The following is a 13,991-nucleotide window of genomic DNA, read 5'->3' as shown; positions in this document are numbered from 1 at the left end:
CGGGCGGGCGGCTCAGGCCCCGTCGTCGAACATGGACAGCAGCGTCTGCTCGTCCGGCTCGGCGGCGGCGGCGGACCGGCCGGCACGGGGGACCTGTTCGGCCCAGACCGTCTTGCCCTGGGGCATGAAACGGGCACCCCAGCTCTTGGTGAACTGCGCCACCAGGAACAGACCGCGCCCGCCCTCCTCGGTGGTGGCCGCGCGGCGGATGCGCGGCGAGGTGTTGCTGCGGTCGGAGACCTCGCAGATCAGCGAGCCGTCGCGCAGCAGCCGCAGGCACACCGGGCCCCGGCCGCCGTACCGCACGGCGTTGGTGACCAGTTCGCTGACCACCAGGCCGGTGCTGAAGTCCAGCTCCGACAGCCCCCATTCGACGAGCTGACGGTGCGCCAGTTCGCGCGCGTGGGCCACCACCGACGGGTCGGAGGGCAGCTCCCAGGACACCACCCGGTCGGCGGGCAGCGCGTGCACGCGGGCCAGCAGCAGCGCCACGTCGTCGCGCGGGCCGTGGGGGAGCAGCGCGCTCGTGACGCGGTCACAGATCCGTTCCAGTGACGGCTCCGGCGCGGTGAGCGCGGCCAGCAACTGGGCGGTGCGGGCGTCGGTGTGGCCGAAGCCACGGCTCTCCTTGAGCAGCCCGTCGGTGTACAGGGCCAGCAGGCTGCCGTCCGGCAGGTCGATCCCGGCCGACTCGTACGGCTGGAGCCCGCCGAGCCCCAGCGGCGGGCCGGCCGGCAGGTCGAGCAGCCGCGGCGGGCCGTCCGGCGGCAGGACCACGGGCGGCGGGTGACCTGCCCTGGCGGCCGTGCAGCGGCAGGACACCGGGTCGTACACCGCGTACAGGCAGGTCGCCGCCGTGGCCGGGTCCTCCTCGTCGGCGGGACCACGGCTGACCAGCTCGTCGAGGTGGGTCAGCACCTCCTCGGGCGGGAGGTCCAGGGCGGCCAGCGTGTGCACCGCCGTACGCAGCCTGCCCATGGTGGCCGCCGCCTGGAGGCCCTGCCCGGCCACGTCCCCGACGACCAGGGCCACCCGCAGCCCGGACAGCGGGATCGCGTCGAACCAGTCCCCGCCCACACCCGTGCGGGCGTCGGCGGGCAGGTAGCGGGACGCCAGGTCGACGGCGGACAGCCGGGGCAGGTCGCGCGGCAGCAGGCTGCGCTGGAGGGTGAGCGAGGCCCGCTGCTCGCGGCTGTAGCGGCGGGCGTTCTCCAGGCTGATCGCGGTACGGGCGGCCAGCTCGCCCGCGAGGGTCAGGTCGTCCTGCTCGTACGGCCTGGTCCTGCCGCGGCGGTAGAACCCGGCGAGTCCGAGGACGGCGCCCCGCGCGCACAGGGGGGCGGCCAGGTAGGAGTGCACGCCCTCGCCGAGGAGGTCCACGGGGTGCCCGCGCCCGGCAGGGGGGCCGGTCAGGGCGGCGGTCATCACCGTGTCCGTGACCGCCTGTCCGGCGGCGAGGCACCGGGCCTGCGGTGTGCCGGGCGGGTAGGTCACCGGCTCGTCCACGCCGCCCGCCCGCGCGTCGCGCGAGTCCTCGCCCGCCCAGACCGCCACCCGGCGCAGCGCCGCGCCGGGGCCGGGCCGCCCGGCCGGGGGTTCGTCGCCCGTGAGGGCGTCCTCCACGAGGTCGACCACGACCAGGTCGGCGAGCCGGGGCACGGCGATCTCCGCCAGCTCCTCGGCGGTGCGCCGCAGGTCCAGGGTGGTGCCGACGCGGACGCCCGCCTCGTTCAGCAGGGACAGCCGTCCGCGCGCCTCGGCGGCCAGGCGGCCGACGCCCGGTTCGCCCACCAGCAGCAGCCATGCGTCGGTCCGCTCGCCCGGCCCGCCGTCGGACTCGGACCCGCCGTCGGACTCGGACCCGGACCCGGCCTCCCGCCCGCCGCCGTCGGGCTCGGACTCGGCTACCGGCCCGCCCGCGGGCCCGCCGACGGTTCGCCGGGGCGGCGGCGCGTCGGCGTCCAGCAGCGGAACGCCGTGTCCGTCCGGGGCGGTCGCGGCGGCCCCCGCACCCCGTGCGGCCGGCGCGGCACCGGCACCGGCACCGGCACCGGCCGCGAAGCTGACCTCGACGGCCGCGCCCTCCGCGTCACCGTGGTGCAGCTCCCGGCGGCGCAGCGTGGCGACGCGGCCGCCCGCCAGCGTGACCTCGGCGTACGCCCGGCCGTCCTCCGGCGGCGAGGGCGAGGAGATCAGCTCGATGGCGCTCTCCAGCAGTGCCAGCCGCTCCTGCGGGTCCAGCCGGGGCGCCACCGGGCCGAGGGGGGCCAGCTCGCCCGAGCCGAGGTGCAGCCGGGCGTGTTCGCCGCGCCGCCGGGCGTGGAGGAAGGAGCTCATCAGGTTGCGTTCCCTGGCGGTGCTCAGGTCCAGCAGGCGTTCCGCGATGCGTTCGGTCGCGTCCTGGAGCGCCAGCGCCATGCCCGGCTCGGCCAGGTCCCTGGGCACGGAGAGGTTGAGCGCTCCCTGCACGGTGCCGCCCACCGGGTCGCGCACCGGGGCGGCCATGCAGGTCAGCTCCTTGAGGTTGTGCAGGAAGTGCTCGTGACCCACGACCACGAACGGCGCCCTGGTGCTCAGCACCATGCTGACGCTGCTGGTGCCCATGAACCGCTCGTCGACGTTGGCGCCCGGCACCAGCGAGGCGGCGTCCATGAGGTCCAGCCCGCCCGGGTCGCCCCGCCGGTCCACGATGTTCGCCCGGGCGTCGGCCAGCGCCACGGTGACGGGCAGACCGGAGAAGCGCCGGCACAGGTCCTCCAGCACCGGCGCGGCGGCCCGGACGAGCCGCGCGTCCGGGTCGAGGTCGCTCTCGACCGGGAGGGTGGCGCCCTCGGTGTCGATCCCGAGCGACCGAGAGCGCCGCCAGGAGGCGAGGATCTCCGGGCGTACCCCGCCGTCGGGCGGCCTCTGCTCACCGCGATCTTCCACGAATCCAGGATAATCGGGCAAATGCCACCATGTGCTCTCGGGAGTCAGCCGGCGGCGAGCGTCTCCGGGTCGATGACCTTGGTGTTCTGCGCGGCGGCGACCCGCCATACGCCGTCGTCCTTGGCCAGCACGTACAGCGGCGTACCCGGCACGGCGTCCGGGTTGCCGGCCACCAGGGCGGCCGGGTCGGCCTGCCCCCGGAACACCTCGTCCAGGCGCTTCCCGCCGCGGGTGACCGGCCGCTGGCGGACCTTGACCGCGGCGACGTCGGGGCGCACGAACAGGATGTGCTCCACCTCGTAGGTGGCGGTCAGGTCATGGCCGGCCGTGCCGGGAAGCACCCTGTGCGTGAAGACGCTGATCTCCTCGAAGCCGGTGAGCCGCTTCCCGTGCGCGGTGGTCCAGAACGCGTCCTGGCGGAACCCGCTCATGAAGGCGCCGGGAAGTGCGTTCTGCTGTGCGTGCTGGACGCCCGCGACGAACGCGACGACGGCGTCCACGTCCTCCTGCGGTACGGCGACGCCGGTGACCTGAGGGCTCATGATGTCTCTCCTGACGAGTACGCGGACCTCGGTACACGCCGGAGCCTGCCGCCTCAACCCCGGTCGAGGTCAACACCCGTCGCCGCGTGAGTGAGTGGGCCGCCACCGGACCGGCCGCGCGGCCGGAACGAGCGTTCCGTACCCGTCACGCGCCGACCGTGCCGTCGACGCCCTCGCGCAGGAGGTCGGCGTGACCGTTGTGGCGCGCGTACTCGTGGATCAGGTGCAGCATGACGTGGCGCAGCGAAACGACCACGTCCCGGCGGGCGTTGCGGCCCGTGACGTCGAGCGACGTGGCCGACTCCTCGATCCGGCGCGAGTGGGCGACCTCCGCCTCCCAGGCGGCGAACGCCTCCGACCGCGTCGACCCCGTCGGGTCGTACGCCGCCTGGTAGTCACCGTCGGGCGACCAGACCAGCGGGACGTCCTCGCCGTCGATGGTCCGGCGGAACCAGGCGCGTTCCACCTCCGCCATGTGCCGGACCAGGCCCAGCAGGGAGAGCGCCGACGGGGGCATGGAACGGCGCCGCAGGTCCTCATCGGACAGGCCCTCGCACTTCATGGCGAGGGTGGCGCGGTGGTACTCCAGGAAGGCGCGCAGCATCTCGCGCTCGTCGCCGGTCAGGGGCGGACCGATGCGTTCGGTGGTCACGGCGGGGTCCCTTCGAGGTGCTCGGCGCGTACCCGTCTTCCGGGACCCCAGGATGGATCACCACGACCGCGCGGCCCAGCGGATTACGGCCGACTCCGCCGCGGAAGGCCCGAAGCCGCCGATTCCGGTGGGCGGACGGTCCTAGAGTCGGTGCCATGGGGACCATGGTGGGGGCACAGGACATCGACGAAGCGGTCGCGGTGACCGTCCGCGCGCTGAGGGGCGTGGCGGACCGGGACTGGTCCCGGCCGGCGGCCGGGCTGGAGTGGAGCTGCCACGACACGGCCGTCCACATGGCGGGCGACTTCACCGGCTACGCCGCCCAGTTGACCGGCCGCGCCACCGACACCTACGTACCCTTCGACGTCGTCGCGGAGCCCGGCACCACCCCCGACGGGCTGGTCCGCGTCGTCGAGGCGGCCGGCGGGCTGCTGTCCGCCGTCGTCCGCACCACGCCCGACGACGTACGGGCCTGGCACCCGTGCGGCACGGCCGGGGCGGACGGCTTCGCGGCGATGGGCGTCGTCGAGGCGCTGGTGCACACCCACGACATCCTCCGCGCCCTCGACGCCCCCGGCTGGCGGGCGCCCGGCGAGCTGTGCGCCCGCGTCCTGGACCGCCTCTTCCCGCACGTGCCGCCCGCCGGCGACCCGTGGCGGACCCTGCTGTGGGCCACCGGCCGCACCGACCTGGACGGTGTGCCGCGGCCCACGGTCTGGCGCTGGTACAACGAGCCGGTCCGGTCCGCACGCCTCCTGCTGTGCGAGGTGTCCCCGAACGTCGGCGCCGACCTGCGCGCCGGCGGCAGCGGCGGCTTCACCTGGGCGGACGGCGGCCCTCCGGAGGGCACCCGGATCGCCGGCGGGCTGGCCGCGCGGGCCGGCGAGGCGGGGACGTACCGCCCGGGCTGGGGCCCGTACGCGATCGTCCGCGCCGCCGACCGCCGCGCGGTGGGCGCCATCGGCTTCCACGCCGCCCCCGGTGCCGACGGCCGCGCCGAGATCGGCTACGACGTGGTGGAGGGCGCCCGCGGGAACGGCTACGCCACCGAGGCCCTGCGCGCCCTCACCGACTGGGCGTTCACCCGGCCGGGGCCGACCGTGCTGCGCGCCGTCGTCGACCACGGCAACGCGCCCTCGCACCGGGTCGTCACCCGCGCCGGCTTCACCAGGGCGGCCGAGGGCGAGGACGGCGCCGTCTACGAGCTGCGCCGCACCTGACCGGCGATGTCCCGCGCTGCGGCACCGTCTACGAGCCGCACCGCACCTGACCGGCGATCTCCCGCACCGCCGCCATCGCGCGGTGCAGCAGCCCGGGGCCGGACGTGATGCGCGTGGCACCCAGGCGCCCCAGCTCACGGGCCGGCGGACCGCCGGGGAAGGGCGCCGCGTTGATGGGCCCCGCAATCCGTGAGCGGAGCAGCGGGAGGTGCTCCGGCGGGACGCCGATGGGGTACACGCAGTCCGCGCCCGCCTCGACGTACAGCCGCGCCCGGGTGATCGCCTCCTCCGGGTCGGTGACGCCCCGCAGGAAGCTGTCCACGCGGGCGTTGACGAACAGCGCGTCGCCCGCCGCCGCCCGCACCTCCGCCAGCCAGGCGGCGTGCGCGCCGGGGTCCTTCAGCGTGCCGTCCCGCGAGTCCTCCAGGTTCACCCCGACCGCGCCGGCGTCCAGGACACGGGCGACCAGCTCCTTCGGCGCGAGGCCGTAACCGCCCTCCACGTCCGCCGACACCGGGACGGACACCGACCGGGTGATCCGGGCGACGGCGGCGAACATCTCGTCGGCGGGCGTCCTCCCGTCCTCGTACCCGAGCGATGCCGCCACCCCCGCGGACGGCGTGGCCAGGGCCGGGAAACCCGCCTCCTCGAAGGCGCGGGCGCTCGCCGCGTCCCACGGGCCGGGCAGGACCAGGGGGGCCTCCGGTGCCCGGCCGTGGTGCAGGGAGCGGAAGGCGCCGACGGCACCCGTCACGTGGTGCTTCCCTTGAACTGCCCGGGGGTGTAGTGGCCCGGCGCCATGCGGCTGGTGACGGCGAACCGGTTCCAGGCGTTGATCACGTTGATCGCCGCGATCAGCTGGGCGAGTTCCTTCTCGTCGAACTGCTTCGCGGCCTTCGCGTACACCTCGTCGGGGACGAAACCGTCCGTCAGGACGGTGACCGCCTCGGTCAGTTCGATCGCCGCCAGCTCCTTCTCGGTGTAGAAGTGACGCGACTCCTCCCAGGCGCTGAGCTGGATGATCCGCTCGACCGACTCACCGGCCGCCAGCGCGTCCTTGGTGTGCATGTCCAGGCAGTAGGCGCAGTGGTTGAGCTGCGAGGCGCGGATCTTGACCAGTTCGAGGAGGACCGGGTCGACGCCCCGGCGGGCGGCGGCGTCCAGCCGGACCATGGCCTTGTAGACCTCCGGCGCGTGCTCGGCCCAGGACAGGCGGGGGGCGTGCTCGGTGGCGTACTCGTGCGTCTGGTTCTGGTTCTGGGTCTGCGTCCGGGCTTGGGTCTGGGCCTGCGTCTCTGTCGTCATGGTGACGACCGTACGGGGGGTGTGGCGCAAGGGTATGGTCCATTTCCATGACGGATTCCTGGGCCACTTTCGGTGCCGACCTGCATCTGGAGCTACGGGGTCCGGGCGTGCGGTCCGGCCTGATGGAAGCGCTGCGGGAGGCCGTCAGGACCGGTCGGCTGGCACCCGGGACGCGGCTGCCGTCCTCCCGTTCGCTCGCCGCCGACCTGGGCGTCGCCCGCAACACGGTCGCCGACGCCTACGCCGAACTCGTCGCCGAGGGCTGGCTCACCGCCCGGCAGGGTTCCGGCACCCGGGTGGCCCGGCGCGCCGCCCCGCGCCCCGGCCCCGGCGCGGGACACCGTGCCCCGGCGCGCGACGGCGCGCCGGCCCGGCCGGTATCGCCCCGGCGCCCGCCCGCGCGCCGGGGCGCGACACACACCCTGCACCCCGGCACGCCGGACCTCGGGTCCTTCCCGCGCGGCGAGTGGCTCAAGGCGGCCCGCCGCGCGCTGACGTCCGCCCCGCACGAGGCGCTCGGCTACGGCGGACCGCACGGCCGCGTCGAGCTGCGTACCGCCCTCGCCGACTACCTGGCGCGGTCCCGGGGCGTGTACGCGGACCCCGACCGCATCGTCATCTGCTCCGGCTTCGTCCACGGGCTGCGACTGATGGCCCAGGTGCTGCGCGACCGGAAGGCGCGGGACGTCGCCGTGGAGTCGTACGGGCTCGACATCCACTGGGAGCTGCTCACCGAGGCGGGCCTGGGCACGCCCCCGCTGCCCTACGACGAACGCGGCACGCGCACCGGCGCGTTGGACCGGCAGGGCGCCCTGCTGATCACGGCAGCCCACCAGTTCCCGCTCGGTGGCGCGCTGCCGCCGGACCGGCGCGCCGCCGCCGTCGACTGGGCGCGGCGGACGGGCGGGCTGATCCTGGAGGACGACTACGACGGGGAGTTCCGCTACGACCGCCAGCCGGTCGGCGCCCTCCAGGGCCTCGACCCCGAGCGCGTCGTCTACCTCGGTACGGCGAGCAAGTCCCTGACGCCCGGGCTGCGGCTGGCGTGGATGGTACTGCCGGAGGCCCTCGTGGGGGGCGTGCTGGCGGCGAAGGGCCACACCGACTGGGTGTCGAGCGCGCTGGACCAGCTGACGCTCGCGGAGTTCATCCGCTCCGGCGCGTACGACCGGCACGTACGCGGTATGCGGCTGCGCTACCGCCGGCGGCGTGACCAGCTCGTGGCCGCGCTCGCCGAACGGGCGCCCGACATCCGTGTGAGCGGTATCGCGGCGGGGCTCCACGCCGTGCTGGAACTCCCGCCCGGCACCGAACGGACCGTCGTCCAGGCCGCGTCGTGGCAGGGCCTGGCCGTCCAGGGGCTGGACGCCTTCCGCCACCCGGCCGTGCCACCCGGCCGCGACGCCCTCGTGGTCGGCTACGCCACCCCGACGGACAGCGCCTGGTCCGGCGCCCTGGACGCCCTCTGCCGCGCCCTCCCCTGACGCCGCCCCCGGTCGCGGCCCGGCCACCCCTCCGGCGGTCCGGGCGACGGGCCGGTGGGCAACCCGCGGAAGACGGGGTCACCGGCCGGTGGGCCACCGCCGCGTTCACCGGCCCGAGAGGCGCCGCCCGTACGCACCCGCCGGCCACCGTCCCGCGAAGGCCACCGTCCCGCGAAGGCCACCGGTGCCGGGCGGCGCCCGCCCGGCCGGGGCGCCGGGCTCAGCGCAGGACCTGGCGCAGTTGTTCGAGGCCCCAGTCGAGGTCCTCCTTGCTGATCACCAGGGGCGGGGCGATCCGGATCGTGGAACCGTGGGTGTCCTTGACCAGGACCCCGCGGTCCATCAGCTTCTCCGAGATCTCCCGGCCCGTGCCCAGGCTGGGCACGATGTCCACGCCCGCCCACAGACCGCGGCCGCGCACCGCCTCCACGGCGCCGCCGCCGACCATCAGCCCCAGCTCGTGGTGGAGGTGGTCCCCCAGCTCGGCCGCCCGCTGCTGGTACTCGCCGGTGCGCAGCATCGCCAGCACCTCCAACGCCACCGCACACGCCAGCGGGTTGCCGCCGAACGTCGACCCGTGCTCACCCGGCCGGTGCACGCCCAGCACCGCCGCGCTCGACACGACCGCCGACACCGGGACGACGCCGCCGCCCAGCGCCTTGCCCAGCACGTACATGTCCGGGACCACGCCCTCGTGTTCGCACGCGAACGTCCGGCCCGTGCGGCCCAGGCCCGACTGGATCTCGTCCGCGACGAACAGCACGTTCCGCTGCCGCGTCAGTTCGCGGACCGCCGGCAGGTACCCGGGCGGGGGCACCAGCACCCCCGCCTCGCCCTGGATCGGCTCCAGCAGTACGGCCACCGTGTTGTCCGTCATGGCCTGTTCCAGCGCCGCGATGTCCCCGTACGGCACGATCTCGAACCCCGGTGTGTAGGGGCCGTAGTCGGCACGCGCCTCGGGGTCGGTGGAGAAGCTGACGATCGTGGTCGTACGGCCGTGGAAGTTGTCCGCCGCGACGATGATCTTCGCCATGCCGTCCGGCACGCCCTTGACGCGGTACCCCCACTTGCGGGCGGTCTTCACGGCGGTCTCCACCGCCTCCGCCCCGGTGTTCATCGGCAGCACCATCTCCATGCCGCAGAATTCGGCGAGCTGTGCGCAGAAGTCCGCGAACCGGTCGTGGTGGAACGCCCGGGACGTCAGCGTCACCCGCTCCAACTGCGCCTTCGCGGCCTCGATCAGCCGCCGGTTGCCGTGCCCGAAGTTGAGCGCCGAATAGCCGGCGAGCATGTCGAGGTAACGGCGCCCCTCGACATCGGTCATCCACGCACCGTCCGCCGCCGCGACGACGACGGGCAAGGGGTGGTAGTTGTGCGCGCTGTGCGCCTCCGCGGAAGCGATCGCCTCTTGTGTGCTCGGCACGGGATCTCCGTTCGTCCTGCGGCTGGGGGCGGTGGTGGCGCCCCTTTCTATCGTCGCTCGCCATGCGGACGGGGAAACCTCGCGGGCGGCGTGGTGGCTAGGGTGGGCGGTACGCGCGGCGACTGGCGTACGGGGAAGCGACCCCGGGGGAGCCGTGCGCGGCAGATCACACGAGGGTGCCGCCCGCCTGGGCACCCGAAGGCCTTCGTCCGTGCTGCCGGCCCCCTGGAGGACGCCATGACCAGCATTCCCCTGCCCGCCGACCACCCCGCCCACCACCCCGCCCTCGCCGCCACCGATCCCGAACTCGCGGCGCTCGTCGGTGCGGAGGAGCGGCTCCAGGCCGACACCCTGCGGCTGATCCCCAGCGAGAACTACGTCTCGCAGGCGGTCCTGGAGGCGTCCGGCACCGTCCTGCAGAACAAGTACAGCGAGGGCTACGCGGGCCGGCGCTACTACGAGGGCCAGCAGAACATCGACCAGGTCGAGCTGCTCGCCATCGGCCGGGCCAAGGCCCTCTTCGGCGTCGACCACGCCAACGTCCAGCCCTACTCGGGCTCCCCGGCCAACCTCGCCGTGTACCTGGCCTTCGCCCAGCCCGGCGACACCGTGATGGGCATGGCCCTCCCGATGGGCGGCCACCTCACCCACGGCTGGGGCGTCTCCGCCACCGGCACCTGGTTCCGCGGCGTCCAGTACGGCGTCCGCCACGACACCGGGCTCGTCGACTTCGACGAGGTGCGCGACCTCGCCCTCAAGGAGCGGCCCAAGGTCATCTTCTGCGGCGGCACCGCCCTGCCCCGGACCATCGACTTCACCGCCTTCGCGGAGATCGCCCGCGAGGCGGGCGCCGTCCTGGTCGCCGACGTGGCCCACATCGCGGGCCTGATCGCGGGCGGCGCCCACCCGTCGCCGGTGCCGCACGCCGACGTGATCTCCACGACCACGCACAAGACCCTGCGCGGCCCGCGCGGCGCGATGCTCATGTGCCGCGAGGAGCACGCCAAGGCCATCGACAAGGCGGTCTTCCCCGGCCTCCAGGGCGGCCCCCACAACCAGACCACCGCCGCCATCGCCGTCGCCCTCCGCGAGGCGTCCCGGCCCGCCTTCCGGGACTACGCGCACGCGGTCGTCGCCAACGCCAAGGCCCTCGCGGAGGAACTCCTGGTCCGGGGCTTCGACCTGGTCTCCGGCGGCACGGACAACCACCTGATCCTGATGGACCTCACACCCAAGGACGTGCCGGGCAAGATCGCCGCGAAAGCCCTGGACCGGGCGGGGATCGTCGTGAACTACAACACCGTTCCCTACGACCCTCGTAAGCCCTTCGACCCCTCCGGCATCCGCATCGGCACCCCGTCCCTCACCTCGCGAGGCCTCGGTACGGAGCACATGGCGGCCGTCGCCGGCTGGATCGACCGGGGCGTCACCGCCGCCCGCAGCGGCGACGAGGCCGCCCTGGCCGTGATCCGTGCCGAGGTCGCCGACCTGATGGCCGCCCACCCGGCCCCCGGCATCCCCGCCTGACCCCCGCCCCCCGACCGGGGCCCGGCCCCGCCCCCCGACCGGGGCCCGGCCCCGCCCCCCGACCGGGGCCCGGCCCCGGCCTCCCGAGCCCGGACGCGCGTCGCGCACCCGGCGTCGCGCACCCGCGTCGCACGCCCCGCAGCGACGGACCCCGCCCGGGCCGCCACGGCCGGGGCACCGGTCGGGGGACCCGGCCGTCCCGTCCGCGCCCGCCTGTGTCGCTCGTCTCACGGATGACGGTTCCCGACCTGTCGGCGGCAACTGAGAGAATGAGGAACATGGCCTCTGATCGTCCTCGCGTGCTCTCCGGGATCCAGCCCACCGCCGGCTCGTTCCACCTCGGCAACTACCTCGGTGCGGTCCGTCAGTGGGTCGCGCTGCAGGAGACCCACGACGCCTTCTACATGGTCGTCGACCTGCACGCGATCACCGTTCCGCAGGACCCGGCGGAGCTGCGCGCCAACACCCGGCTCGCCGCCGCCCAGCTGCTCGCCGCGGGCCTCGACCCCGAGCGCTGCACGCTCTTCGTCCAGAGCCACGTCCCCGAGCACGCCCAGCTCGGCTGGGTCATGAACTGCCTCACCGGGTTCGGCGAGGCCTCCCGCATGACCCAGTTCAAGGACAAGGCCGCCAGGCAGGGCGCCGACCGCGCCACGGTCGGGCTGTTCACGTACCCGATCCTCCAGGTCGCGGACATCCTGCTGTACCAGGCGAACGAGGTCCCGGTCGGTGAGGACCAGCGCCAGCACATCGAGCTCACCCGCGACCTCGCGGACCGGTTCAACACCCGCTTCGGTGAGACGTTCACCGTCCCGGCTCCGTACATCCTGAAGGAGACGGCGAAGATCTACGACCTCCAGGACCCGGCGGTCAAGATGAGCAAGTCCGCCTCCACCCCGAAGGGCCTGATCAACCTCCTGGACGAGCCGAAGGCGACGGCGAAGAAGGTGAAGAGCGCGGTGACCGACACCGAGACCGTGATCCGCTACGACCCCGAGAACAAGCCGGGTGTCAGCAACCTGCTGACGATCATGTCAACCCTCACCGGCACCTCCGTCCCCGACCTGGAGCGGAGCTACGAGGGCAAGATGTACGGCGCGCTGAAGACCGACCTCGCCGAGGTCATGGTCGACTTCGTGACCCCTTTCAAGACCCGCACCCAGGAATATCTGGACGACCCCGAGACGCTGGACTCCATCCTGGCCAAGGGCGCGGAGAAGGCCCGCGCGGTCGCCGGGGAGACGCTCGCGCAGACCTACGAGAAGGTGGGCTTCCTGCCCGCCAAGCACTGAAGACCGGCGCGAGCGCCGGACGGGACCCGGCGTCCCACCGGCGCTGCTCCGGTGTCCGGTCCAACGACTCTGGCCACACGACGGGTCAAGCCGCCACACTGGCGGCTGACGGCACGGCGAACCGACCACCGGACGACCGGACCACGGGACGACCGGACGACAGACCACCGGACGACCGGACCACCGACGACCGACCATCGACCACCGACGACCGAACCGAGACTTGAGGAGAACGACGTGGGGACCGTAACGCTCGGCGTTTCGCTCGCGGTCCCGGAGCCCTACGGCAGCCTGCTCCAGGAGCGGCGCGCGGGCTTCGGTGATCCCGCCGCGCACGGCATTCCCACGCACGTCACGCTCCTGCCGCCGACCCAGGTCGACTCGGCGCGGCTGCCCGTGGTCCGGGCGCACCTCGCCGAGGTGGCGGCGGCCTGCCGGTCGTTCCCGATGCGGCTGTCCGGCACGGGCACCTTCCGGCCGCTGTCGCCGGTCGTCTTCGTCCAGGTCGTGGAGGGCGCGGCGGCCTGCTCCTGGCTCCAGCAGCGGGTCCGGGACACGTCGGGCCCGCTGGAGCGGGAGCTGCAGTTCCCGTACCACCCGCACGTGACCGTGGCGCACGGCATCGCCGAGGAGGCGATGGACCGGGCGTACGAGGAGCTGGCCGACTTCGAGGCGTCGTGGACCGTCGGTTCCTTCGCCCTGTACGAACAGGGCCCCGACGGCGTGTGGCGGAAGCTGTCCGAGTACGAGTTCGGCGGCGGCCGCCCGGCCCGGTCCGTGCCCGCCCAGGGCTCACCCGTGGACGAGCCGGCCACCACGCGCTGAGGCGGCGGTCTCACAGCGGCAGGCGCCGGAAGACGCCCCGCGGCACGTGCCGCAGGGCCGACATCACCAGGCGCAGCGCGCCCGGCACCCACACCGTCTCCGAACGGCGCCACAGCCCCTGCTCGATCGCGTGCGCCACCGCCTCCGGGGTCGTCGCCATGGGCGCCTCCGCCCGTCCGGCCGTCATCCTGGTCCGTACGAAGCCGGGCCTGACGACCATGACGTGGACGCCGGTACCGTGCAGGGCGTCGCCCAGGCCCTGGGCGAAGGCGTCCAGCCCCGCCTTGCTGGAGCCGTAGATGAAGTTGGCCCGGCGGACGCGTTCGCCGGCCACCGAGGACAGCACGACCAGCGAGCCGTGCCCCTGGGCACGCAGGGCGTTAGCGCAGGTGAGACCGGCGGAGACGGCGCCGGTGTAATTGGTCTGGGCGACGCGCACGGCGTCGAGCGGCGCCCCCTCGTCACGCCCCTGGTCCCCCAGGACGCCGAAGGCGAGCAGCACCATGTCGATGTCGCCGTCGGCGAAGACCTTCCCCAGGGCCTCCTCGTGCGAGGCCGGGTCGAGGGCGTCGAAGGGGACCGTGCGGACGGTCACCGCGTCCGCCTCCGGGCGCAGCTCGCGCAACGAGGCCGCGGCGGCGTCCAGGGCGGGGGAGGGGCGGCCGGCCAGCCAGACCGTCCGCGTACGCCTCGCGATCAGCCGGCGCGCGGTGGCGAGGCCGATCTCGGACGTGCCGCCGAGGACGAGCAGGGACTGGGGGGCGCCGAAGGCGTCCTTCATGACGTACTCCTT

Annotated in this window: 12 protein-coding genes and 1 riboswitch; of the genes, 5 read left to right on the top strand and 7 right to left on the bottom strand. The window is 74.4% G+C overall.

Annotated elements, in window-relative coordinates:
- Nucleotides 1–12: 12 nt before the first annotated feature.
- The 3 genes from ABD347_RS27365 to ABD347_RS27355 form a co-directional block, all read right to left on the bottom strand.
- Nucleotides 13–2,928, bottom strand: a complete 2,916-nt coding sequence (locus tag ABD347_RS27365) for a SpoIIE family protein phosphatase (protein WP_344366203.1) — start codon at nucleotides 2,926–2,928, stop codon at nucleotides 13–15.
- A gap of 44 nt (nucleotides 2,929–2,972) precedes the next feature.
- On the bottom strand, nucleotides 2,973–3,470 hold the full coding sequence (locus ABD347_RS27360) for an SgcJ/EcaC family oxidoreductase (protein ID WP_344366202.1): 498 nt from the start codon (nucleotides 3,468–3,470) through the stop codon (nucleotides 2,973–2,975).
- A gap of 145 nt (nucleotides 3,471–3,615) precedes the next feature.
- Entirely contained in the window at nucleotides 3,616–4,122 is a 507-nt protein-coding gene (locus ABD347_RS27355; protein ID WP_425575780.1) for a DinB family protein, read from the bottom strand.
- Between the two features lie 155 nt (nucleotides 4,123–4,277).
- Between ABD347_RS27355 and ABD347_RS27350 the strand changes: the two genes are divergently transcribed.
- On the top strand, nucleotides 4,278–5,342 hold the full coding sequence (locus ABD347_RS27350) for a GNAT family N-acetyltransferase (protein ID WP_344366200.1): 1,065 nt from the start codon (nucleotides 4,278–4,280) through the stop codon (nucleotides 5,340–5,342).
- A gap of 28 nt (nucleotides 5,343–5,370) precedes the next feature.
- On the opposite strand, the gene ABD347_RS27345 is transcribed toward ABD347_RS27350, so the two are convergent.
- Both ABD347_RS27345 and ABD347_RS27340 read right to left on the bottom strand, forming a co-directional pair.
- The gene (locus tag ABD347_RS27345) at nucleotides 5,371–6,096 is read right to left on the bottom strand and encodes an isocitrate lyase/PEP mutase family protein (RefSeq protein WP_344366198.1); all 726 of its coding nucleotides are present in this window, start codon (nucleotides 6,094–6,096) and stop codon (nucleotides 5,371–5,373) included.
- Entirely contained in the window at nucleotides 6,093–6,647 is a 555-nt protein-coding gene (locus tag ABD347_RS27340) for a carboxymuconolactone decarboxylase family protein (protein ID WP_344366196.1), read from the bottom strand. The genes ABD347_RS27345 and ABD347_RS27340 overlap by 4 nt, the downstream gene beginning before the upstream one ends.
- 47 nt (nucleotides 6,648–6,694) lie before the next feature.
- Here ABD347_RS27340 and pdxR point away from each other — a divergent pair, with 47 nt between their 5' ends.
- Entirely contained in the window at nucleotides 6,695–8,131 is a 1,437-nt protein-coding gene (gene pdxR / locus ABD347_RS27335) for a MocR-like pyridoxine biosynthesis transcription factor PdxR (RefSeq protein WP_344366193.1), read from the top strand.
- Nucleotides 8,132–8,351: 220 nt separating this feature from the next.
- On the opposite strand, the gene rocD is transcribed toward pdxR, so the two are convergent.
- Nucleotides 8,352–9,554 (bottom strand): ornithine--oxo-acid transaminase, encoded by a 1,203-nt coding sequence (gene rocD / locus ABD347_RS27330; protein ID WP_344366192.1) that lies wholly within the window; start codon nucleotides 9,552–9,554, stop codon nucleotides 8,352–8,354.
- A 108-nt stretch (nucleotides 9,555–9,662) separates the two neighbouring features.
- Nucleotides 9,663–9,754, top strand: a riboswitch (ZMP/ZTP riboswitch).
- A 37-nt stretch (nucleotides 9,755–9,791) separates the two neighbouring features.
- Here rocD and ABD347_RS27325 point away from each other — a divergent pair.
- The 3 genes from ABD347_RS27325 to ABD347_RS27315 all read left to right on the top strand — a co-directional run bounded on the left by ABD347_RS27325 (nucleotide 9,792) and on the right by ABD347_RS27315 (nucleotide 13,198).
- Nucleotides 9,792–11,081, top strand: a complete 1,290-nt coding sequence (locus ABD347_RS27325) for a serine hydroxymethyltransferase (protein ID WP_344366191.1) — start codon at nucleotides 9,792–9,794, stop codon at nucleotides 11,079–11,081.
- A 278-nt stretch (nucleotides 11,082–11,359) separates the two neighbouring features.
- Nucleotides 11,360–12,373, top strand: a complete 1,014-nt coding sequence (trpS, locus tag ABD347_RS27320) for a tryptophan--tRNA ligase (protein WP_344366190.1) — start codon at nucleotides 11,360–11,362, stop codon at nucleotides 12,371–12,373.
- Between the two features lie 237 nt (nucleotides 12,374–12,610).
- Entirely contained in the window at nucleotides 12,611–13,198 is a 588-nt protein-coding gene (locus ABD347_RS27315) for a 2'-5' RNA ligase family protein (protein WP_344366188.1), read from the top strand.
- A 10-nt stretch (nucleotides 13,199–13,208) separates the two neighbouring features.
- Here ABD347_RS27315 and dprE2 read toward each other — a convergent pair whose 3' ends face one another.
- Nucleotides 13,209–13,979: a decaprenylphospho-beta-D-erythro-pentofuranosid-2-ulose 2-reductase gene (gene dprE2, locus ABD347_RS27310; protein ID WP_344366186.1), complete on the bottom strand. Its 771-nt coding sequence runs from the start codon at nucleotides 13,977–13,979 to the stop codon at nucleotides 13,209–13,211.
- Nucleotides 13,980–13,991: the final 12 nt, after the last annotated feature.

Source organism: Streptomyces gobitricini, assembly GCF_039532985.1.
GTDB lineage: Bacteria > Actinomycetota > Actinomycetes > Streptomycetales > Streptomycetaceae > Streptomyces > Streptomyces gobitricini.
The sequence above is the reverse complement of the archived record's forward strand: the minus strand, read 5'-3'. Positions and strand labels throughout refer to the sequence as shown.

What these genes read in the sequence shown, in the direction of transcription:
- ABD347_RS27360 (WP_344366202.1), bottom strand. Translation starts at nt 3,470, where the DNA reads ATGAGCCCTCAGGTCACCGGCGTCGCCGTACCGCAGGAGGACGTGGAC.
- ABD347_RS27350 (WP_344366200.1), top strand. Translation starts at nt 4,278, where the DNA reads ATGGGGACCATGGTGGGGGCACAGGACATCGACGAAGCGGTCGCGGTG.
- ABD347_RS27340 (WP_344366196.1), bottom strand. Translation starts at nt 6,647, where the DNA reads ATGACGACAGAGACGCAGGCCCAGACCCAAGCCCGGACGCAGACCCAG.
- pdxR (WP_344366193.1), top strand. Translation starts at nt 6,695, where the DNA reads ATGACGGATTCCTGGGCCACTTTCGGTGCCGACCTGCATCTGGAGCTA.
- ABD347_RS27325 (WP_344366191.1), top strand. Translation starts at nt 9,792, where the DNA reads ATGACCAGCATTCCCCTGCCCGCCGACCACCCCGCCCACCACCCCGCC.
- trpS (WP_344366190.1), top strand. Translation starts at nt 11,360, where the DNA reads ATGGCCTCTGATCGTCCTCGCGTGCTCTCCGGGATCCAGCCCACCGCC.
- dprE2 (WP_344366186.1), bottom strand. Translation starts at nt 13,979, where the DNA reads ATGAAGGACGCCTTCGGCGCCCCCCAGTCCCTGCTCGTCCTCGGCGGC.